Genomic DNA, 20,831 nt, shown 5'->3' on the forward strand with positions numbered 1-20,831 from the left:
CCTCGTCTCGTCGTCGATCGGTGCGATCAGCGGGTGACCTTGACCGGACGACCGAAGATCCGGGTCGCACGCGCGGCAGCGAGGCCAAAGCGCGCTCCAGAACCAAAGAGATAGCCGCCCTGGAGGGCAATGGCTGCGAACGCCAGGCCCTTCAGGCTCTCGAGCACCGTGAGATCGACCAGCAAGCCGACCGGGATGGCGGCGAGCACCATAATGAAGGTCAACGGCAGCAGCACCAGGACGCGAAAGCGTTGGCCCAGCACGGCACCCGTGAGAAAGCTGAAAATCAAAAACGCGGTCATCCGAAACACTCTCCGTGCGCCGGACCCTAGGTTTGCCGCCTAAAAAGACCCTTAAGTCGTATGGCTAAATTTGGCCTATCGGCCACAATTTGCCAGCAGCGAATGATAGGCCTCCCGCAGCCCGTTAAGGGCCACCGTGCCCTTGATCTCGCTGTCGCCCTCCCTGACCACCACGGACAGCGAGGGCGTCGTCTGCCACTTTCCGGCGGCGAAGGCCGAGACCTCGTCCGGCAACTGCACGGCAGCCCCGGCGGCGGCCATGCTGCCCTCAAAGGTCAGGGTGCCGCCGCCGCTCGCGGCAATGGTCACCTTGGGGTGGCTCCGGGGCGGGAAGGGACGGATCAGGGCCACCAGCACGTCGACCTTGCCCCTTGGCGCACACCGGACGATCAGGCCGGCAAAGTCCGGGTCCGACAGGGCCGTGTCCGCCGTCTTCATGATGGCGGCGAAGCTTTCGCCGTCCCTCGCGCCTTGCGTCCGGGTAAATTTCCAGATGGATGCCGCGGCGGGGTTGGCCACCGCCACGATGGCCGCTCCCCGACATGAGGATCCCGAGCTGCCGGAGCAGGGGGCGGCAGGACGACCCCGATCGGCGGTGCCAAGGAGGGAACCTGCCAATAGCGGGATCAGAAAGAGGCCAGACACGTGGAATTCCTGCTCTTAACGGATCCAGCTGTAGCAGACGGCGGCCAGGCCAAAAAGCCTCGCTTTCGACATGTCGAGCCCTTGAGTGGGGCGGTTCGCTTGCCGGCCGAGCACACGAAATACAATAAATGGTCACAAAGGGTTAAACTAAGCCGCAAAGAGTGGCCCGCCCGCAACAGTAGCCAGCCGATCGCTCCGTTAACCACCGGCAACACTTGTCGCACCACCCCCTAGGCCGTACCACTTTACGTCACTTGGGGACCCTCGGGCACGATTCATGTCATCCATTGCCAAGACCTATGTTTTGAAGTTTGCGTTTCTGGCCGCCGCCTTGGCGCTCGGGGCATGCTCGACCAATCCCGGCTCGGGTCCGCTGACGGACGACGTCAACAATAAGATCCAGACCGAAAACGCGCCGGCCTACGAGCTGGTGCCGCTTAATCCGGCGACCGTGAAGATCCTGCACACCCACGAGCCCAAGGGGCTTGCTGGCGTGTTCACCGACCGCCGACCGCCCGCCAGCATCGTGTTCGGCATCGGCGACGTCGTCAGCGTCACCATCTTCGAGGCCGCGGCAGGCGGTCTGTTCATCCCGGCGGAAGCCGGCGTCCGTCCGGGTAACTTCGTGACCATCCCGGACCAAGCGGTCGACAATGATGGCTTCATCACGGTGCCCTATGCCGGCCAGGTCAAGGCTGCGGGCCTGACGGCGGTCCAGATCCAGCGCTCGATCATCGACAAGATCGGCAACCGCGCCATCGAGCCGCAGGCGGTCGTTGCGATGTCCTCGCAGCGCACCCAGCTCATCAGCGTGCTCGGCGAAGTCAATACGCCGGCGCGTTATCCGGCGAGCGCGGCGGGTGCCAAGGACCGCGTGCTCGACGCGATCACCCGCGCTGGCGGCATCAAGGGCCAGGGCTTCGAGACCTGGGTCATGCTGGAACGTGGTGGACGTCGTGCGACCGTGCCGTTCGAAAATCTCGTGATGACGCCCGAGAACAACGTTTATGTTCGCCCCGACGACAGCATCTACGTCTATCGCGAGCAGCAGAAGTTCCTGGCGTTCGGCGCCAGCGGCCAGAGCGGCGAGTTCAACTTCGATGCCTGGCGCATCAATCTTGGCGAAGCGGTCGGCAAGTCCGGTGGTCTCCTGGATGGCCAGGCCGATCCGGCTGCCGTGTATCTCTATCGCCGCGAGCCGCGTGAGGTCGCAGCCCAGCTCGGCATCGACGTGAGCAAGTACACCTCGGAGACGATTCCGGTCATCTTCAACGTGAACTTCCGCGATCCGGGCGGCTTCTTCCTCGCGACCAAGGTCATGATGAAGAATCAGGACATCATCTATGTTTCGAACTCGCGCAACGTCGAAGTTGCCAAGTTCCTGACCTACCTGCGTGTGATCATGGCGACCGGCAGCGATGCGGTGAACCTCTCGAACGACGCCCTGATCTTCCGCAACAACATCAAGCTGGCGCCGTAAGGCGGGGCTGGCCTGATCGACCGAAGCCGATGGCACCGGGCTTTGTCCCGGTGCCATTTTCGTTTAGCGACCCAATGGATATGATCTGGCCGCGGGGGGCGCGCCAGTGTTGATCACCCCGCAGCGTCGCAAGGGGCTTCATGCGCTGTCGAGCATTCTGGCGTCTTCTGGCTTTCATTCCTCTCGCCTTCGGGCTTGCACCGGTCGGCAAGGCGCTCGCCGCCGCAGCAGAGCTGGGCGTCCGCCACCGGATCGACGTGATGGTCTCCGCCGAGCCCGATGCCCCGATCTTTCAGCGTCTGCGCGGCGCCAAGGGGGAGCTTTCGTTCACGGTCCGCCTGTCGGCCAACTCCAAGGAAAGCAAGTTCTTCGGGATGCTGCGCCCGTCCTTCGCGGATATTGTCGTCCCGGAGGGGCCGGGCCAACCGCTGGTCCAGCAGACCAAGCTCTGGGAAGAGGATATCTGCCATCAGCGCCGTGGCATGCCGAAGGTCACCGTGACCCAGCTCGGCGGACATTTTGCGGAAGGCGAGGGGCGGATCGAGATATCCGCCATCAACCGGCACATTGGTCTTCTGGTGCCGCCCGACGAATTAACCCCCGGAATAAAACTCGATCAGGGCAGTGACAGCTTTGGGGTATTCTATGCGTTCCGGGCGCAGAGCCGGAACAGCCGCCTCAACGTGGATCTGAAGATCTATCCGATTGATTGTTTCCTCTAAAAGCTAAGGCAAGGCTCGCCTTAAGAAACGACAATGCGCCTTTGGCCTTCCAAGATTCGCTGGTCGTGGAGCTTGCCCGCGGCCTTCATCCTGTTCTTCGTGGCAGCCAGCGCGCCGTTTCCGTTCGGCTCGACCAACGATCTGTCGATCGCGTTCTGGTGCCTGTGTCTCGGGATCGCGGTGATCCTCGCGCCGACGCGCGATCTGCGGGCGCCGCATCTATGGCTCCTCGCCGGGATCGCAGTGATCGTCCTCGGTTACGCGTTCGTGTTGCATGAGCAGCTCTCCGACCATCCCTGGGTCGCGCCCTTCCAGCCGATCTGGAAACAGGCCTCGGATCTGCTGGGCGTGCCGATCGCGCCGTCCGCCTCTATCGTGAAGAACGAGGCGTTCTTCGCGCTCGGCGCACCGCTCGCCAACATCCTCGCCATCATCCTCGGCATCACCGTCGGCGCCGATCGCGAGCGCGCGCGACGATTGCTGTGGATCATCGCGATCTCGGGCGCGGCCTACGCGCTCTACGGCGTGCTCTCGTTCCTGATCGAGCCCACCATGCTCCTGTGGCGGGACAAGACGGCCTATCTGGGCAGCGTCACCGGCACCTTCATCAACCGCAACACGGCGGCGGCCTATTTCGGCTCCTGTGCGGTGATCTGGATGCTGCTGATTCTGGAGGATGTCCGGCGGCGATTGCCGGAGCGCAGGATCATCTGGAAGCGCGTCTCGCGCGACGTTTCTGACATTCCTCTGCGTGAGATGCTGCCGAAGGTCTTGGCGTTAATGATCTGCTTGATCGCGATGTTCATGACCGGTTCGCGAGCGGGCGTCGGCCTCTCGCTCCTTGCCATGATCGTCGCCGTCACATTGTTTTTACGGAGAGATCTGCCGCGCCGCACAGGCATCTTGAGCTCTCTTGCGGCGAGTACGGTGGTGGCGCTTGGCCTGATCTACTTGCTTGGCGGGCGGGTGAGCAATCGGTTTGATTTGCAGGGGCTCGCTGACGAGGGACGGGTGGAAGCCTGGAAATCCACCCTGAAGATCATCGGCAATAACCCGTGGTTCGGGACGGGAATGGGCACCTTCCGATGGGCCTTTCCGCCCTATCGGAGTCCTCATATTTCCATATATGGCGTCTGGGACCGTGCGCATTCGACGCCACTCGAACTCACCTCCGAAGTTGGAATCCCGCTGACGCTCCTCGTCGGGCTCGCCTGGAGTGTCATGTTCGTCGTCATGGCCCGGGGGATTTTCACCCGGCGGAGAGACGTCATTATTCCGCTTGCGGCAGCTGCGACCGCCAGTCTGTCACTGCTGCATTCGTCACTGGACTTCACGCTGCAGATCCCCGGCTATTCCATCCCATTCTTTGCTCTGTTTGGCGTGGGTTTGGCGCAATCCTTCCGGAGCCGGCCGGCAAGCGGGGAAGAAAGCAGGTCATCAATGATCGAGTTGGATCAACCCGGACGAGGTTTCCCGATTGACCGAGCCTCTGCTCCAACAATCCAAAAAAACCTCCGCCTTTGAAGCACTTAGGGCTTTAACGAAGATATCGGATTTGGTGGACAGCTAGCGGTTGTTTCGATAGGTTCACACGGACAGTTTAACAATGCTTCGTTAACTATGTTTTGGAATGGCTCATTTCAGGGGGTATCCATGAGCGTCTACAAATTCGCGCTTCGGATGGTTCTTACCGCGCTATTTGCGATCACGGTGACCGCCGCAGCGAACGCAGCGATTTACCCGCCGAGCCGGCAGCTTGCAGCCCAGACCATCTCGGACTTCAAAGCATCGCCTGCGAGCCTGCTGCAGCAGTTTGCTGCTGGCGGTGCCCAGATGATCTCGCGCGTACGCGATCTCGGGGCCTCCGATCCGACCACCGTGCCGGCCTTGATCGCTCTCCTAAAGGATCCCACGACGACGAAGGATCAGATGCGGGCGATTGTGGCTGGGCTCGCGCAGCTTGCACGCATGGCGGCACAGCAGGACCAGGCGTTCGCCAGCGAAATCCAGGCCGCGATCGCAGGGACGGGAAATCCGGACGTAATCGCTGCCTACCAGGCCGCAACCGGCGACGTCCAGATCGCGGCGACCGGCGGTGGCGGCGGCGGTGGCTCCGGCGCAGGCGGACCGACCAGTAACAACGGCTTTGCGTCGGGCGGATCGAGCGGAACTGCTTCCCCGTTTGGCGGCCTGCATTACCCGAATACGACGACAAGCTATACCGGCTCGACCAGCGCCTCGACCGTTGGCCAGTCAGTAAGTCCTTGATCAATGGCGCCTCGAGCCACCGTCTCTACCTCGATGTAGACAACGGAGCTCTGCCGGCGATGTCTGAAAAGCAAAACAGCGCTCAATCGGCGCTGTTTTGTTTTGTTTTGGTCGTTGAGCTCCGTTTCTTTTTCTCGTCTTGCGGCAATCCCGTGATCCACCGGGTTCTTTTTGCAGGTGGCGGCATGGTAGAGCCAATTGCGTTCGATGTCGCAGACCTAATGCCCTGGCTTTACAGCAAGACTTTTGCCGACAGACGATCCGGAGTCGGCAAGGATTGGCTTTGGAAATTGACCCATGCTGCAGCTAAATAAGCCGTCTTCCGAGATCAACCGTGCGATTGGTGACGTCGAGGATCCGTCGCCCCAGACGCTGAGCACGCTGATCGGTATGGTGAGGCGTCAGCTCCCGACCATACTGACAATAGTCCTGGGCTGCCTGATCGTCGCGCTGCTCTATCTGTTCACCGCTGCTCCGCGGTACAGCTCCACCGCATCGATAGTCATCGATACCCGTAAGGTGCAGCTGTTTCAGTCGCAGTCGGCGTTCGGAGATGTCGCGGTCGACTCTGCTACGGTCGAGACACAGGTCGAGATCCTTAAGTCTGAAAATATCAGCCTCACCGTCATTCGCGATCTGCATCTGATTGACGATCCCGAATTCGCCGGCGGCAATGGTGGACTTCTTGGTGCAGTCGTCGGTTCGATATCTGGGCTCTTTTCCGGCAGCCATGTTGCATCGGAGTACGAGTTGACGCGTGGAGCGCTGCAGCGCTTTGCGAGCAACCGCACCGTAAAGCGCGTTGGTCTGTCGTATGTGATGGAGATCGGTTTCACTTCTCACGATCCGCAGAAGGCCGCGCGGATCGCCAATGCAATCGCGGACGCCTACATCGTCGACCAGCTGGAGGCAAAATATCAGGCAACGCGCCGTGCCAGCGTCTGGTTACAGGACCGCATCAGGGAACTGCGCACCCAAGCCTCGACCGCTCAGAGGGCCGTGGTTGACTTCAAGACCGCCAACAACATCGTCGACACTGGCAAGGGCTTGATGAACCAGCAGCAGCTGACGGAGGTCAACACACAGCTCATCTCTGCACATACGGCAACGGCCGAAGCCAAGGCGCGGCTCGATCGCATGAACGACATGCTGAAGCAGGAGATTCCGGACGCTTCCGTGGCCGACGCCCTGAGGAATGAGACTATTGTCAAGCTCAGGGGCCAGTATGTCGACATGGCTTCGAAGGAGGCAATCTGGTCTGCCAAGTATGGTTCGGATCACCTTGCCGCGGTCAATCTCCGCAAGCAGATGGCGGAGATCAAAAGGAACATCACGGACGAGCTCAAGCGCATCCAGGAATCCTACAAGAGCGACTACGATATCGCGCTGACCCGTGAGGACGCCATCAAGTCCAGCCTCAACAGTCTGGTGTCGGAATCGCAGCTTACCAACCAAGCGCAGATTCAATTGCGCGAACTGGAAAGCAATGCTCAGTCGTACCAGGCGATGTACGACAATTTCCTGCAGCGCTACATGGAGAGCGTGCAGCAGCAATCATTCCCGATCACCGAAGCGCGCGTCATCAGCGCAGCAACGACCCCCCTGGTGAAGAGTTCGCCCAAGACGTTGATTGTTCTGGCTGCGGCACTGCTTGGAGGCCTGATCCTCAGTCTTGGCGCCGCGATAGCGCGCGAGCTTACGGATAAGGTGTTCCGGACTGCAGGCCAGGTGGAGGCCTCGCTCGGCGCAAACTGCATCGCTATTTTGCCTGCATTGGGCGATGAGGCTGGCCAGTCGACGCTCTCTGGCAGGTTCGGCAAAAAGGATCTGCAACCGAATCTGTTGCGCTATGTTGTCGAAAATCCGCTATCCCGTTTCGCGGAGGCCGTGCGGTCTCTCAAAGTGGCCGTGGACCTGAACTCGATCGTGCGCGAGAATCGCGTGCTGGCGATCACGTCCACACTGCCTGACGAAGGCAAGAGCACGCTATCGACCAATTTGGCACAGTTGATGGCGCATGGTGGCTCGCGCGTGATTTTGGTCGACGCCGATCTGCGCAATCCCTCGCTGTCTCGCTCGCTCGTGCCGGACGCGAAGTGCGGTCTCGTAGACGTCGTGGCGCAAAAAGTGCGGCTAGAGGATGCGTTGATAGTAGATCCCGAAACGCGGCTTTCCGTTCTCCCCGCCGGCGTCACCTCAAAGCTTCTGCACACCAACGAGATCCTTGCTTCCAAGGCAATGCGCGACTTCGTTGCGCTGTTGCGCTCGAAGTTCGACTACGTTGTGCTGGACATGCCGCCGATGGCGCCTGTGGTTGATGTGCGCGTCACTGCATCGTACGTCGATTCCTACGTGTTCGTTATTGAGTGGGCCAAGACCAACATTGACGTCATTATGCACAATCTACGCGGTGCACCCGTGATTCAAGAGAAGCTGCTCGGGGTTGTGCTGAACAAGGCGGATATCAATGTGCTCGCGCGGTACGAATCCCACTATGGCCGCTATGACAAGTACTACGGCCGTTATGGATACACGGAGTAGGAGCAATTACGAAGCGAAGCTGGCGCGCGTGCCTCTGCTGTTGCTCGGTTTTGCCAGTGTTCTTTGGTTCTATCTTGCCCTGCCATCAATACGGTCGGCTGCGGCAGTCCGTGACGTCACCGCGCGCATTCTGTCGGATGATCGATTGAAGCCGGGTGCCATCAGCAAGACGGCAGCACAGATTGCGGATCAGCCAAAGTTGAAGGTCGAGCACAGTGAGGCCGTGCGCGGAGAAGCCCTTATCCTGCTGCGTGCGGCTGAGGAGGCCACAGGGAAAAAGCTCCCGGACGAGGTGGACCGGGAGGTGAAAACCGCTGAAGAGAAGATTCAGTTTTCGCTTTCCGTGAACCCAACAGATGCTTTTCTTTGGTTGATGCTTTACTCAACGACGATTAGTCGCGACGGTCTCGATTCCCATAAGATCAGATATCTTGATCAGTCCTATATCATCGCGCCCTTCGAGGGCTGGATCGCGCTAAGGCGCAACAGAGTGGGGCTTGCGGTCTTTCCGATCTTGGCGGAGACAACCGGGAATAAAGTTGTTTCCGAGTTCGCTGCATTGATCGATAGCAATTTCGTCGAAGAGGCCGTGACAAATTTCGAGAGCGTGAATTCGGCCGAGCGGGGACGTCTTCTAAGCTCTCTGGAACGGGTAAACAGGGTTTCGCTCGAAAGCTTCGCCAAAAAACTGGGCCGCAATGGTCTGAAGGTGAGCGTGCCTGGCGTGGAGATCGATGCTCGGCCATGGCAATGATCGCGGAGATCCGTGGGTCCTTTTGTGGTCTTCGCCAAACGAGTGAAATGACAGTTGGTCCTGCACGCACCAAGATCGAGGCTGCACTGGTCCGAACGTTGTGAGGTCGGCCTCAGTAGGCCGAGGGTCGTCCGAACGTGACAACGATGGTCCGCAGCAGAATGAAGAGGTCCAGCGGTAAGCTCCAGTTATTGATGTACCAGAGATCATGCTCCACCCGCTTCTCCATCAGTTCGAGCGCGCTTGTCTCTCCACGGTAACCATTCACTTGCGCCCAACCTGTGATGCCCGGCTTCACGTGATGGCGAAAGGCGTATTGGCTGATGATCTGCTCATATTCAAGGTTGTGGGCGGCGGCGTGGGGGCGGGGACCGACCAGCGACATGTCTCCGCGCAATACGTTGAAGATCTGAGGTAGTTCGTCGATCGAGGTCTTGCGCAGCCATTTGCCGATGCTGGTCACTCGCGGGTCGCTTTTGCTGGCCTGCACGATCGTCGGGCCGTCCTCTTGAACGCGCATGGTACGAAATTTGAAGATCCGAAAGGCGCTTCCGTTGAAGCCGTTGCGCGTTTGGCGGAAGAGCACTGGCCCGCGCGAGCTCGCCTTGACCATGATGGCCGCGAGCAACATTACGGGGGCGAAGATGATCAAGGCAAACGAGGCGCCTACGAGATCAAGCGTGCGTTTGATGGCCCGCTCTTTCCAGCTCAAGGGCGCGCGTCTGAGCTCGGCCGTCCACGTGCTGCCTGCGCTGATCAGAGGGGAGCTCAGGAAGCGCGAGACGTTTACATCAGGGACCAGATGTACAGGAATGGGGAGTATCTTTAGCGCGTCCAAGACGCTGTCGATTGCGTGCTGGTGACCCCAGCTCATCAGCAGGAATACGTGCTCGACCTGATTCTTCCGCGCGTAGACGATCAGCTCTTCGATACAAGGGCCCACCCGCGACATCAAAAGCGGTGAGGTCAGCAGGTTGGCACGAACCTCGAGCGTTCGCATCACACGGTAGTGTTGGCAGAGCTCCATCATTGCTGCGGACGAGTCCGGAAGACCCATCTCGGCAATGACGACGCTTCGGCTGTTGGCAAACGCACCTTGGCGCAACGCGCGCGTGATCCATCGTGAGGCGATCGTCTTCCAGACGAGCAACGTTGCAAGGCCGATGACGTAAAACGATAGAATTGCGCCTCGGGAAAACTCACCGCTTACCTTCATCGTGAAGGCGATCGCGAACAGAGCTGCGAACACACCAGTCCAAGTCGTCGCGACTATTCGGCATTGCCGCCGCAGGTTCGTCATGCTGGTCAGACGATAGCCCTGCTGGATTGTGACCATGAGGCTGAAGTGGATCGCAACCAACAAGCTGGCCGCGGCGTAGACATCGGCCTTGCTGATCGCCGACCAGGAGAGAAGGTGGTATATTACCGCGCAGACTATCCCGCAGGTGACGATCAGAAGTCCATCGGCTGCAGTCATGAGCCGCTCGATAATCTCCGGACGGAGCCAAGTTGGACCTGACCAGCCCGAAGCTGCTGCGGAGCGTTCCGAAATCTGAGTTTCTATGCTGCTGTCCGCGGTGGAGCCCGAAAGCTTCGAGCGGAAGGAAGTAACTGACATTGCAATGAAATCCATAAAACTAGGAAAATATTCAGTATGCAATTGACACGCAATTTAAGCAAAGCTGTAACTAAAACAACGATTAGCAGGATGTAACCCTACCATCGTCGCCATCGTGCCGCACGTTCAGAATAGCTGACGCATTTTCCTGGGGATTTCTGTGGTTCGAACACGATCGCGGCGAAGGTCCGGGCGCCGGCGCCGGTACCTGTGGATCGTGCTGGCCGCTTTCGCCGCGCTGGCTGTTTTCGGAGCACTTGTCCGAGTGCTGCAACCCGAACAATGGCCTGTCGCCGGGAGGCGCGAACCGGTCCCGAAAACGGCGATGCTGCTGGACGGCTTGTTCGGAGCTCGATTCGCCGGCGAGATGATCGCAGACAAGGAAGGATTTTTTCCTCCGAACGTGGTGCTCCGTGCCAGGCCGGATGATCCCGACTTTGTCGCGACGGTCGCGCGCGAGCACGCGATCGGGGTCACCACCGGCCAGAAGTTCCTGCTTGGCGCCTGGCGTGGCATTCCCGTCACCGCTTTCGCGGCAAGTCGGCTCGACACGTCTTCGGCGATCTTCACCTGGGAGAGCTCCGGCCTGCGGAGCCCGGCCGATTTGGTCGGTAAGCGCATCGGCTATCGCAGGGGCAGCGAGGGCGAGGTGCTCTTCGATGTCCTGATGGCCCAGCTTGGCCTTCCGCGCAGTCAGATCGTGAAAGTACCTTACCAAGACGGCCTCGACGCATTGCGATCCGGCGCCGTGGATGCCGTTATCGTCGAGGTCGGTCAGGAGTTTACGCCGTCTGATCCTGATTTTGCGCGCCTGAAGATAATCAAACCTCAGGATTATGGAATTCACGCGCCCGGAGTGGTCTATTTTGCCAGTTCGGCTTTGCTTCAGGATCGCCCCTCCACCATGGGGCAGGTCCTTGAGGGCCTGATCAAGGGCTGGCAGTTCGTTTACGACGACTATTCACGTAGCGTACCCGCTCTGGTCGGCTATGATCGGATAGGGCTTAGCGCCGACCGCGTAAGGCTTGAGCTCCAGCAGCAGCGAGCCCTGGTCGTGCCAGCGGCCGGCCGCATAGCCGAGTACGACGAAAGTCGCTGGAAAATGCTGCGTGACGCCCTCATTTTTTCGAAATTGGGGGAGGAGACCGTGCCAATTTCCCAGGCAGTCAACTACCAACTCTTGCGGGATACCTACCGCCGATCGCCCAACCTTGCAGGTCAGGGGGCTTGGAGCGGGGTACGGGCGGTCAAATAAGTCACAGGTCCGATCTGTATCGCCGCAAACCCAAGTTCCGATAGCTGCATCAGTTGCTTGGCGCGTCATGAATTGATAGCGTCTCGCAAGTTTTTAGGGTGCCGGTCTTGTTGATCGCTGGTCCGGGTCGCCGGCTCGGGGTGGCGATTGACGTCAGACTACCTGAGGGGCAGGGAGCTTTTCCGAATGTTGAGGACCTTTGCGCGGCTAGGACTTTTGGCGTTGGCCGCATCCGGCTTTGCTGCCAGCAGCGCGAGCGCCATGCAAGTACCAACCAGCCGGGCCTTGCTCATCGGTGAGAGCCAGACAACGCCAATTACCTTCTGGGCCCAGCCTTATCCTTATCGCTATGTGCCTTCGCGCCATTGCCCTCTGGTTCGCGTTGAAACTCCGTATGGTTGGTACTGGGATCGCGTCTGCGCTACCGCCAGAGAGCCCATTCTGCGCCGCGCTTATTGATCCCAATCCAGATCGCGAGTTGGCGACCTAAGTGCTGGAGCAGCTTGACATCCTCCCGGATCTTGCGCCGTCCACGTCCAAGCGCATTCACTATTAACAACATTAGCATGTGACACGACTCGTCCGCCGGGCAACATTGTGGCAGTGAGTTCTTCTACGATTCGCATAGACATTTATTGCAAGGGACACTCAATGAACTTGTTCGGTTCTACGATTTAAAGAAGTGAGCTCGCCGGGTGCGAGCCTTCGCACGTCTACCCTCCGCACTTTTCATCCCAAAGCCTTGATGCCGCTCGCTGGAGCGCTTCGGATATCCATTTGCACAAATGGGTAATCACTCGGGCTGCATTTTTAACCTAGGTTCATTCCCCGATCTGTTATGGAAAACCCTATCATTCGCACGAACGTACTTGGCATTCCTGTAAGCCTCGTAAATTTGGTCCAAGCTGCTAAGCAAATTTCAGCCTGGGCGCTCGATGGCAGTAAAGCTTACTCGGTGTTCGTGCGCGACGTCCCCAGTCTTATGTTGGCGCTGAGACAATCGGAGCTCTGCGATCTGCATCAAACCGCCGATCTTGTCGTCGCTGACGGGACGCCCCTGGTCTGGGTCGCGCAAATGAAAGGCCATGGAAACGAGATCGGTCGCGTGCCGGGCGCCGACCTCGTGGAGGAAGTCTGCAAGTTCTCATTGTCATCGGGACAAAGTCACTTCTTTTACGGCGGAAAGCCCGGCGTCGCCCAAAGAATGGCTGACAACCTCACTCGGAGATATCCGGGGCTGAGGGTCGCGGGCATCAGTTCTCCTCCGATGCTGGATATTGGTCCGGATTTTGACCTGCTCAAAGCGTGCCGAGAAGACATAGAAGATATTCGCGCACGCAACCCGGACGTAATTTGGGTCGGCATCTCCAGCCCCAAACAGGAGTACTGGATCGCGAAAGCTGCGGCGACGTTAGACCGTGGCGTGTTTATCGGTGTCGGAGCCGCTTTCGACTTCCATTCTGGAGCGGTCAAAAGAGCGCCAGCCTGGATGAGGAATAACGGACTCGAGTGGTTGCACAGACTCATGAGCGACCCGCGTCGTCTCTGGCGAAGGTACCTTGTGCTCGCGCCGATGTTTGTCGTTAAGGCCCTCGGAGAATTGCTTTTGGCGGGCAAACAGCGAACTGGATAGCTCTTCACTAGATGGCATGAAAGAGCAGGCGTGTCGGCGGCCATGCGCGCCCAACTGGCGTGATGTCCGAGTTTCAAGAGGCGTAGGTAATGAAGCTCTCTAATGAAAAGAGATCGCGCTCGAGCGAACTTCGCGTCCTTGTCGCGACCCCTCTTGGACTCAACGGTCGCGGTGGTATTGATCGATTGAACGATGCGATCTTCGAGGCCCTCGGTGCAACGTCGGATACGACAGTCGTTGCGGAGCGGCTGGTAACTCGCGGTCAACGGGGACTTTTCGCGGCCCAGTTCGTATTCTTCCTTGCGCTGATCAAGCTCATCCTGCGTCGTGTCACCGGGAAGATAGATCTGCTGCACATTCATTTGTCGGACTGGGGAAGCAGCTATCGCAAGGCGACACTAGGCGCGGCTGCTCGCATGCTGGGAATTCCCTATGTTGTGCATCTGCACGGGGCAGTGTTTGATGAATTCTGGGGTGCCGCCCCCCGAAGATTAGGAACCGCAATCGACAATCTGTTTCGGTATAGCCGAAAGATAATCGTGCTGGGGAATTACTGGGCGGAAACGGTCAAGAGCAGAGTACCTGACGCTGCGGACAGAATTGTCGTTCTGCCTAATGCGACCAGGGCTGCATCGCGTGCTCGAACTCCGCCGACGGACTCGCGCGTCCGAATAACGTCGTTGGGACAACTCGGCGAACGCAAGGGGACACCTCAGCTGATCGAGGCTCTTGGCCAGCTTTCCTCGAAGCCGGGCTGGGTTGCCACAATCGCGGGGGATGGAAGCGTCAACGAAGCGCGCTCTCGCATTGCTGAAATCGGCCTCAAAGACCGAGTCGCCGTGCCCGGTTGGCTCGGGCCGGACGATACCGCCGAATTGCTCTCAAGAACCGATGTCCTTGTGCTTCCGACGTTTGCAGAGAATCTGCCGATGGTCATCCTCGAGGCCTTTGCCCACGGCGTTCCAGTTGTTTCAACTCCCGTTGGTGCCATTCCGGAAGTCGTTCAATCGGGAAGGAATGGCCTTCTTGTTCCGGTTGGAGATGTTGAAGCGCTCGTTGCCGCGATCGACCAATTGATCGAGAGTCCAACGATGCGCGCCTCGTTCGGGGAGGCCGCACGAAGAGATCATTCAGCAAAATATGAAATCACCACTTACGTAAGCACGCTTGCCGAGATCTGGCTGGATCTGGCGGCGACACCGAGTTTCGATTCGCGTACCTCCATGGGATTGGGTGAGGTCCGTTCATGACCAGCGTCAGCGTGATCATCAAGGCGTACAATGAGGAAGCTCATATTGCAGCTGCAATCGAAAGCGCCTTGGCAGCCTTGAACGGCTTGCAGGGGGAAGTGCTGCTGGTGGACAGCGCTTCAGTCGACGATACGGTCAAAATCGCATCGAAATATCCGATCTCGATCCTTGAAATCAGGGACGTGAATGAGCGCCGCTGTGGGGCAGGCGCGCAGGCTGGTTACCTCTATGCGAAAGGCGAGTTCCTCTATCTCATGGACGGCGACATGGTTCTCGACGCAACGTTCTTGCGGAAAGCGCTTGACTATCTCACTGCGCACAGCGACGTCGCCGCAGTGGGAGGACGCATCAGCGAGATGTCGACGAAGAACCTGGAGTTTCAGAACAGGGCGCAAAAGCTTGCCCAGTTAAGCCCGTTGGGAGACGTCGATCGCTTGGCGGGAGGAGGACTTTATCGGCGAAAGGCCATCGACGAACTGGGCTATTTGACGGATCGGAATCTTCATGGGTATGAGGAGTTCGATCTAGGCGTTCGCCTTCGATTGCGGGGGTGGAAGCTTATCCGGCTCGATGCGGCCGCCGCCGAACACTACGGTCACTCGATGAGCACCTATCGGCTGCTTTGGCATCGGGTGAGAATGGGATATGTTCTCGCAACCGGCGAGCTTCTGCGCGCGTCATTCGACGGAAACTATCTCGTTCAAGTGACGAGAGCACTTCGTGAGTTCCGTCTCTGGATCGCCGTGCTGACTTGCTGGCTCGTGTTTGGTGCAATGTCGCTGTATTTCTCGAGCAAGCTGGTTGTGCTCGGTGCATTGGCGGTTCTTGGCCTCATCATAACCATCTTGACGGTGCGCAAGCGGTCACTGTCCAACGGCATCTACATGCTGTTGGGCTGGCAAGTCTTCGCGCTCGGTATGCTTTTTGGTCTACTCCGGAAGAGGGTTCCTCCGCGCCAACCGTTGCGGATCGAGGTACTAAAATTCACCTGACGGGGCGCTCGGAGAGATGTTTTGGGTCAACCTGAGAAAGGAGATCGGGGCGAATAAATCCCTGCGCGTGAAGATCTTCATTTTGGTCTTCCGCCTGACCAGTTATTCCTTTCACTCTGATCGAACAAAGATTCTCTATTTCGGTTGCAACCTCTTCTACAAGCTGACGTGCTTCCTGTTCAAGATTGACATCTTGGCGCGAACCGAAATCGGGTGGGGATTGCGGATATTCCACCCCTTTTGCATTTGCATTCACCCGGATGTAAAAATCGGCGCGCGGTGCATCCTTCGGCACGGCGTCACGCTCGGCAATGCAGGCGAGGACTCCGATACTGTGCCGTCGGTAGGAGACGATGTTGAATTCGGCTGCTACGCGACAGTCATTGGGGACGTGCGGATTCCTGACGGTACAAAGGTCCGGGCTCTCTCCCTTACGACGGCCACCAGGCGACCATCGTGAGTTCATCCCTCCGCCGACAATTTTGGTGCTCGCGTAGCGACCTGCGTCGTCGATCAGCTCCGGAAAAGCCATCGTGAATATCGCCCGCCCGGTACCAAACTTCCGCCGCGCACTTCAGATCCACTACTCCTTCAAGTTCACCAACCTGGTGCTGGGCTTCGCGTTTCAGATCTTGGTCGTCAAGACCTTGAGCCCGAACGACTACGCAATCTATGCGTTCTTCCTCGCATTGCTATTGACGATGGAGCGGGTTTTCTCGCTTGGCATCGATCGCACCCTGCTGCGGTACGTTCCGGCATATTCGGCCGACGGAAATTTCGAGAGCCTGAGCATCCTGCTTCGGAAGGCGGCAATAGCGAGAGTGGCTTCAATATCTGTGGCGGTTTCACTGGTCTATCTGATGGCAGTATACGGGGGTGGCGGTGTGCTGCCGGACGAAAGTCCCTTGACGCTGTATGGCTTTTGCATTTGGTACATTAGCTATGCTGTTATGACCGACCTTGAAATGCTTGCGCAAAGCTGGGTCCTGCACGCCACGACAGCAGTCGCAGGAACACTCGATGTCCTCGCCCGAAGTGCATCAGTTCTTTGCCTGGTCGGCTTGGAATACAAGATCTCTGGTGTGACCATTATTGTCGTATCGGCCATCACCACGTCTTTGGCGTCGGTCTTCGTATTGGCGAGAATGGTATGGTTCAGATCGCAAATTGCCCATCTCGTGATCGAGCGCGACAAGGAGCCTTCTCATCTTGCGGTGCGGGGCGCCCCCGTTTTCGCGCTCTCGGTCTATGCATCGAACCTTGGTTGGTTGATGACAAGCCCATCCGTCATCAGAATACTCGCAAAGGGAGGGCTTGATGTGGTCGCCTTCTCTGCTTTTTCCTTCGCGCAAGCTCTGTGTGTGTCGATCCAGCGATCATTTCCAGGCCCGATGGTTCTGCCAAGCCTTGAGCCGATATTCGCGAGGTTCTCAACCTCTCCCAATCTCATGTCCGAGTTGGTGGCCATCATCTTCAAGTTCGAGTTGATATGCTTCGCGTCATTCTCAATCGTAACGGTTCTTGCCGGAGAGCAACTTATCGCGATCATCTCGCGGCCTGAGTACGGGCAGTACTATTATTTGTTTCCCGCGATCATGTTCGTGCTTTTGCTCCAAACGATCTACCGCGTCGGCGAACTTGTCGCGAGTCTTCAGCTCACGCATATGGTGTTTCTTGTCCTTTGGCCGGTATCCATTTTGGGCACAGCCTCCCTCTATTTCACAGTCGAAAAATGGGGGATGGTCGCAATTCTGTTGATTCCTATTCTGGAAAGCATGGTGCGTATTGCGATTGTCATGCATTACAACCGCCATTCGGTTGGATGGCGGGCGATCGATCCGGTTCGTTCACTGCAGGTCTGTCTGTCTGCGAGCGTGGTGATCGTGATGGCTCTGCTGGTTCGCAAAGCGTTTCCAGAGTTTCAAATTGCCTTGGCAATGGGAAGTCTGCTTGTTTTTTTCGGCTCACTCTTTGTCGCTCGCCCGTTTCGCAAGGAGGAGTTGGAGTCCCTTGCGCTCGCGGTTCCGTCGTCCCCGCGAGTCCTGACCAGGTCGATAGCTCGTTTGGCGAGATAAAAGATCGCCGCCGCTCCCGTCGAACGCACAAATCAAGCTGCGTGAACTAGACTTGATCGGCGAGCCTATGGCGGTGATCCGGTGCCTATTTTCCAAGCCGCAGCGCGTCGATTATATCGGGATCGAAGTCGTACGGCGGGCTGGATGAGGCTATCCCGAAGCAGTCGCCTTGCAGCTGATGGATAGTAATCAAACCCAGTTTGCTCGCGTCAGAGATGTCGCGTATTGCTCGAATGAAATTGAAGGCGCTAACGGCCGATGCCTTGCCGGAGCACCCATCCTGATCATGATTCACGCCAAACTCTGTATTCATGATCTGCCTTCGGGATAGATGATGCTTGTCTGCCCACGCTGTGACCACGTTGAGTCGCTTCGATAGCAGTTCCACATTGCCGAATTCGGTTGAATACTTATCGAAACTATAGCTGTGGGACCCCCGATAAACGAAGCCGAGCACCAGCTTGAATTTTTCCAACAGCGAGAGGCTTGGATCATCGATGACGGTATTTCGGAACATCTCCTTGGCGCGTCTCATCGCTGCTTCGTCACCGGCCGGAAAGGGAAGTGCGCGAACATGGGAGAAAAAGCCAGGGTAGCCTTGGTGCGTGAACGTCGCGGATTCGTATGGGTGAATTGCAAAGCCCGTGTTGGCGTCAAATTGTTCGGGCCTCAGATTGACAACGCCGGCCGAGGGGTCGCCGCTGATCAGCCCGTCCAGCCCCGCGTATCCCGTGCCGGCGACGATCAAGGTGTGGCTCGGCAGAACGACGCGGATCTGCCTCCAGTAGTATTCGACCTGCTCATTCCATGCTCGTCGAGTACGGAAAGACTCAGGGGGAGGAGGTTCGTTGAAGAGCTCAACCGCGACTTCAGCGGCCGAGAAATGATCGCGTACTGCCTGCGCCAGTTTGCGGACAACATGGATCAAGCGTTGAAAGCGCGGGCCATCTGGCCCATCAATCAGATCAACGTCGGCAAAACCAGGGACCGGATGAGTACCAACAGGAAATGGATGTACGTCGACGATTACCCGTAATCCGCTTCTTATCCTTCGTGAGATGCCGATTCCTATTTGCTCGACGAGTGCATCCAGCTGAGGCTCGGTCTCCGCGGACATTAGCGCTCCGACGTCCACAACCATCCGCAGACAGTCAAAGCCCAGTGACTTCGCCAGCTCCAATCTTGAGTTCGGCAATACTTGCGTGTCAGAACCGCCATTTTCGAACGGACTAGCGGTGTAGACCGCTGATCCAGGCGGGCCAATTGACTTTCCGTAGCCAAAGGGCTGAAAAACGTTCATGCAGACAAGAGTTCTTCCGCTGTCGGAGAAGGCCAGGGTGTCGTTTTGCAGTCCTGCCGCTGCCAGCGTTCCGCAAATCCAGAGGTAGATACCAACTCCGACAACGGTCGTTGAGGAAAGCCGCTTTGAGGCGTCGTTGAGGCATTTCCGAAGCGGCAAGCGGGGCGGGCTCAACGAGTGGCGCAGGAATCTGCGACCATACGTCCTCAATAAGCGATTCAGAGCCGCTCGTAGAAGCTTGAATGCTCGTGCTTCTTCAGCAATAGCTACCATCACGAAATACGCGCCAAAGGTTGCCGTCGAGAGTCGGACTCGATGGGATGATCAGCTGTGCCGAGCAGCGGAGCTCCCACAATTAGCTCAGTTGATGGGGGCGGCGCGTTTTCTTCAGTGGCATATCCTGCCTAGGCCTCAACCTTTACAGGACCCAGATTGGGCCTGCGATGCCGACCGTACCGAGCGGCGTTGCCTGCAGCAGAGTTGTTCACGCGAACCAACATGGTGGCGGCCAAAGCCATCAGAAGAGGCCAGAGCGAGTTCGCGGCGAGGAAGCCACTTTCTACCACATTGAGCTGGATGGCATGGAACACCACACATATGGGGAAGGTGGTTTCCAGACTGGGGGCGTTCGACGCCAATAACAATCGTGTTCCCTGGAAAATCAGCCAGCATAAATAGAAAATCAGGACCACCAGCCCGACAAGCCCAAACGAAACTATGATGTCCAGATAACCATTGTGGGTGCTTCCCAGATCCAGGCTTGTGATGGATGCGATGGTTGCCCCAATCGACAAAAAGCCGGAAAAGTAACCATAACCCATAAGCCAATGTTGGCCCATGAACGAGAGAACGTAGTTCCAATAAAGGGTCCGCCCCGTAAGGTCTGGAGATTTTCCTAGCGCTTCCAGGGCGAGTGCTACGGCGCTATCTGCAAAAGAAAAGAAGAGCGCGACGATCGCCGTGAAGAGCAGAAGCACGGCTAATCTCAAGTCCAGTGGCGTCCTGATAACCAACTGCATCAATATGCCAATCAGGATCAGATTGAGGGCCGTGACAAATCCGGTGCCAGACCCTGCGAAGGTAAGGCATATTGTTGCGGCAGCAATGGCCGCCGCGCGAAGGAATGGAGACTTTGTGACTAGTCGCCCGTAGAGAGCCAGCATGCCGAGGGTAAATCCGGCAACCGCTCCGAGGCTGTTCTTGTGCGAGAACACCCCGCGCCACCGCCCGGCATGAATGGGCTCAAGTGCGTCGGAGGCCTGATGTACGCCGGCTTCTGGAAACGCGGTAGCCCAGATCATGCTCAGTAGCATCACAAGGATAAGTGCTCTCAGGACGAACCTTATCGTATCCTTCAGCGTGTATGACGAGCCAAGAGCTAGAGCAAAGAGAATTGTCCCAAGAAGCGCGAACGAACGCCTAATGGTCAGCTCCGCGTCTGGAGCCCATAGGGCGGACGCGAACGCCATTGCTGGAAGTAGAAAGATCGGCCATGCGCGAACGACGATGACGAAGGGCTGCGAGGTCCGCGCGAACAGCATTAACGACACGAGGTAGATCGTCGCCGTGATGATCTGCGACAGCATAGAGCCGTCGCTGAATTGTCTGGGAAGGCTGGGGTCGACGCCCGCAATTTGTAGCGTAAATGCGCCCGTAAGAACGACGAAGCCGCCCAAAAAGAAAGTGGCGCGCGCGACCTCGTGAGCGTTCGCAAACCTCAGCGAGAATGAGCCTCTGAACGGTCCGCTGGCACCGAAAAACAGGTCCTGCTTGTGCCGAGATTGCTGCAAGTATTGTAACTCCAAATTGCCTCGACCGACACATTGGCACCGAACGATTGAAAGCAGAGACGACCTGCCATTTGAGGCGCCTACCTGAGCAATGAGGGTAAGGAGCACGGACGTTGGGACGAGCAGGACATATATCGAGAGGCGGCATAGCCAAAAGTGCTTGTTGATAGCCCATTGTACCCCAATCGGCCACGGAAATCTGTGTG

18 protein-coding genes are annotated in these 20,831 nt (G+C 57.9%); 12 read left to right on the plus strand and 6 right to left on the minus strand.

The features are described from left to right. Positions 1-26: 26 nt before the first annotated feature. Both HAP40_RS09405 and HAP40_RS09410 read right to left on the minus strand, forming a co-directional pair. Positions 27-302 carry a hypothetical protein gene (locus tag HAP40_RS09405; RefSeq protein ID WP_166818070.1) on the minus strand — a complete coding sequence of 92 codons (276 nt, stop codon included), beginning with the start codon at positions 300-302 and terminating at the stop codon, positions 27-29. A gap of 75 nt (positions 303-377) precedes the next feature. Continuing rightward, on the minus strand, positions 378-827 hold the full coding sequence (locus HAP40_RS09410; RefSeq protein WP_246741146.1) for a hypothetical protein: 450 nt from the start codon (positions 825-827) through the stop codon (positions 378-380). Positions 828-1,224: 397 nt separating this feature from the next. On the opposite strand from HAP40_RS09410, the gene HAP40_RS09415 reads away from it, so the two are divergent. From HAP40_RS09415 to HAP40_RS09445, 7 genes are all read left to right on the plus strand, one after another. Beyond that, positions 1,225-2,427 (plus strand): polysaccharide biosynthesis/export family protein, encoded by a 1,203-nt coding sequence (locus HAP40_RS09415; RefSeq protein ID WP_166818069.1) that lies wholly within the window; start codon positions 1,225-1,227, stop codon positions 2,425-2,427. A 260-nt stretch (positions 2,428-2,687) separates the two neighbouring features. After that, a complete protein-coding gene (locus HAP40_RS09420) occupies positions 2,688-3,149 on the plus strand; it encodes a hypothetical protein (RefSeq protein WP_246741145.1) in 462 nt (153 codons plus the stop codon). A gap of 33 nt (positions 3,150-3,182) precedes the next feature. Further along, positions 3,183-4,673, plus strand: coding sequence for an O-antigen ligase family protein (locus HAP40_RS09425; RefSeq protein ID WP_166818068.1), 1,491 nt, complete (start codon positions 3,183-3,185; stop codon positions 4,671-4,673). A 129-nt stretch (positions 4,674-4,802) separates the two neighbouring features. Then, positions 4,803-5,417: a hypothetical protein gene (locus tag HAP40_RS09430; RefSeq protein ID WP_246741394.1), complete on the plus strand. Its 615-nt coding sequence runs from the start codon at positions 4,803-4,805 to the stop codon at positions 5,415-5,417. A 59-nt stretch (positions 5,418-5,476) separates the two neighbouring features. Then, positions 5,477-5,731: a hypothetical protein gene (locus HAP40_RS09435; protein WP_166818067.1), complete on the plus strand. Its 255-nt coding sequence runs from the start codon at positions 5,477-5,479 to the stop codon at positions 5,729-5,731. Beyond that, on the plus strand, positions 5,715-7,958 hold the full coding sequence (locus tag HAP40_RS09440) for a polysaccharide biosynthesis tyrosine autokinase (protein ID WP_166818066.1): 2,244 nt from the start codon (positions 5,715-5,717) through the stop codon (positions 7,956-7,958). Before HAP40_RS09435 ends, HAP40_RS09440 begins: the two co-directional genes overlap by 17 nt. A 28-nt stretch (positions 7,959-7,986) precedes the next feature. Then, positions 7,987-8,712, plus strand: a complete 726-nt coding sequence (locus HAP40_RS09445) for a hypothetical protein (RefSeq protein ID WP_166818065.1) — start codon at positions 7,987-7,989, stop codon at positions 8,710-8,712. Positions 8,713-8,824: 112 nt separating this feature from the next. Here HAP40_RS09445 and HAP40_RS09450 read toward each other — a convergent pair whose 3' ends face one another. After that, the gene (locus HAP40_RS09450; RefSeq protein WP_166818064.1) at positions 8,825-10,189 is read right to left on the minus strand and encodes an undecaprenyl-phosphate glucose phosphotransferase; all 1,365 of its coding nucleotides are present in this window, start codon (positions 10,187-10,189) and stop codon (positions 8,825-8,827) included. A gap of 358 nt (positions 10,190-10,547) precedes the next feature. Between HAP40_RS09450 and HAP40_RS09455 the strand changes: the two genes are divergently transcribed. The 4 genes from HAP40_RS09455 to HAP40_RS09470 all read left to right on the plus strand — a co-directional run bounded on the left by HAP40_RS09455 (position 10,548) and on the right by HAP40_RS09470 (position 15,460). Continuing rightward, the gene (locus tag HAP40_RS09455; protein ID WP_246741144.1) at positions 10,548-11,585 is read left to right on the plus strand and encodes an ABC transporter substrate-binding protein; all 1,038 of its coding nucleotides are present in this window, start codon (positions 10,548-10,550) and stop codon (positions 11,583-11,585) included. Between the two features lie 838 nt (positions 11,586-12,423). Beyond that, complete coding sequence (locus HAP40_RS09460; protein ID WP_166818063.1) at positions 12,424-13,218, plus strand: WecB/TagA/CpsF family glycosyltransferase; 795 nt, start codon at positions 12,424-12,426, stop codon at positions 13,216-13,218. Between the two features lie 89 nt (positions 13,219-13,307). Continuing rightward, complete coding sequence (locus HAP40_RS09465) at positions 13,308-14,468, plus strand: glycosyltransferase family 4 protein (protein ID WP_166818062.1); 1,161 nt, start codon at positions 13,308-13,310, stop codon at positions 14,466-14,468. Beyond that, the gene (locus HAP40_RS09470) at positions 14,465-15,460 is read left to right on the plus strand and encodes a glycosyltransferase (protein ID WP_166818061.1); all 996 of its coding nucleotides are present in this window, start codon (positions 14,465-14,467) and stop codon (positions 15,458-15,460) included. The genes HAP40_RS09465 and HAP40_RS09470 overlap by 4 nt, the downstream gene beginning before the upstream one ends. Here HAP40_RS09470 and HAP40_RS09475 read toward each other — a convergent pair. Next, positions 15,453-15,992, minus strand: coding sequence for a hypothetical protein (locus HAP40_RS09475; protein ID WP_246741143.1), 540 nt, complete (start codon positions 15,990-15,992; stop codon positions 15,453-15,455). The genes HAP40_RS09470 and HAP40_RS09475 overlap by 8 nt on opposite strands. 1 nt (position 15,993) lies before the next feature. On the opposite strand from HAP40_RS09475, the gene HAP40_RS09480 reads away from it, so the two are divergent. Then, the gene (locus tag HAP40_RS09480) at positions 15,994-17,535 is read left to right on the plus strand and encodes a hypothetical protein (protein WP_166818059.1); all 1,542 of its coding nucleotides are present in this window, start codon (positions 15,994-15,996) and stop codon (positions 17,533-17,535) included. 85 nt (positions 17,536-17,620) lie between these two features. Here the strand turns inward: HAP40_RS09480 and HAP40_RS09485 are convergent, their stop codons facing one another. Then, positions 17,621-19,108 (minus strand): cellulase family glycosylhydrolase, encoded by a 1,488-nt coding sequence (locus tag HAP40_RS09485; protein WP_246741371.1) that lies wholly within the window; start codon positions 19,106-19,108, stop codon positions 17,621-17,623. A 131-nt stretch (positions 19,109-19,239) separates the two neighbouring features. Further along, positions 19,240-20,625, minus strand: a complete 1,386-nt coding sequence (locus HAP40_RS09490) for an O-antigen ligase family protein (protein WP_166818057.1) — start codon at positions 20,623-20,625, stop codon at positions 19,240-19,242. Positions 20,626-20,831 lie beyond the last annotated feature (206 nt).

This window comes from Bradyrhizobium sp. 1(2017) (assembly GCF_011602485.2).
GTDB lineage: Bacteria > Pseudomonadota > Alphaproteobacteria > Rhizobiales > Xanthobacteraceae > Bradyrhizobium.

Bases quoted from the DNA above. Each gene is read 5' to 3' on its own strand.
- HAP40_RS09405 (WP_166818070.1), bottom strand. From the start codon at position 302: ATGACCGCGTTTTTGATTTTCAGCTTTCTCACGGGTGCCGTGCTGGGC.
- HAP40_RS09415 (WP_166818069.1), top strand. From the start codon at position 1,225: ATGTCATCCATTGCCAAGACCTATGTTTTGAAGTTTGCGTTTCTGGCC.
- HAP40_RS09420 (WP_246741145.1), top strand. From the start codon at position 2,688: ATGGTCTCCGCCGAGCCCGATGCCCCGATCTTTCAGCGTCTGCGCGGC.
- HAP40_RS09425 (WP_166818068.1), top strand. From the start codon at position 3,183: ATGCGCCTTTGGCCTTCCAAGATTCGCTGGTCGTGGAGCTTGCCCGCG.
- HAP40_RS09430 (WP_246741394.1), top strand. From the start codon at position 4,803: ATGAGCGTCTACAAATTCGCGCTTCGGATGGTTCTTACCGCGCTATTT.
- HAP40_RS09435 (WP_166818067.1), top strand. From the start codon at position 5,477: ATGTCTGAAAAGCAAAACAGCGCTCAATCGGCGCTGTTTTGTTTTGTT.
- HAP40_RS09440 (WP_166818066.1), top strand. From the start codon at position 5,715: ATGCTGCAGCTAAATAAGCCGTCTTCCGAGATCAACCGTGCGATTGGT.
- HAP40_RS09450 (WP_166818064.1), bottom strand. From the start codon at position 10,189: ATGACTGCAGCCGATGGACTTCTGATCGTCACCTGCGGGATAGTCTGC.
- HAP40_RS09460 (WP_166818063.1), top strand. From the start codon at position 12,424: ATGGAAAACCCTATCATTCGCACGAACGTACTTGGCATTCCTGTAAGC.
- HAP40_RS09465 (WP_166818062.1), top strand. From the start codon at position 13,308: ATGAAGCTCTCTAATGAAAAGAGATCGCGCTCGAGCGAACTTCGCGTC.
- HAP40_RS09470 (WP_166818061.1), top strand. From the start codon at position 14,465: ATGACCAGCGTCAGCGTGATCATCAAGGCGTACAATGAGGAAGCTCAT.
- HAP40_RS09475 (WP_246741143.1), bottom strand. From the start codon at position 15,992: ATGGCTTTTCCGGAGCTGATCGACGACGCAGGTCGCTACGCGAGCACC.
- HAP40_RS09485 (WP_246741371.1), bottom strand. From the start codon at position 19,108: ATGGTAGCTATTGCTGAAGAAGCACGAGCATTCAAGCTTCTACGAGCG.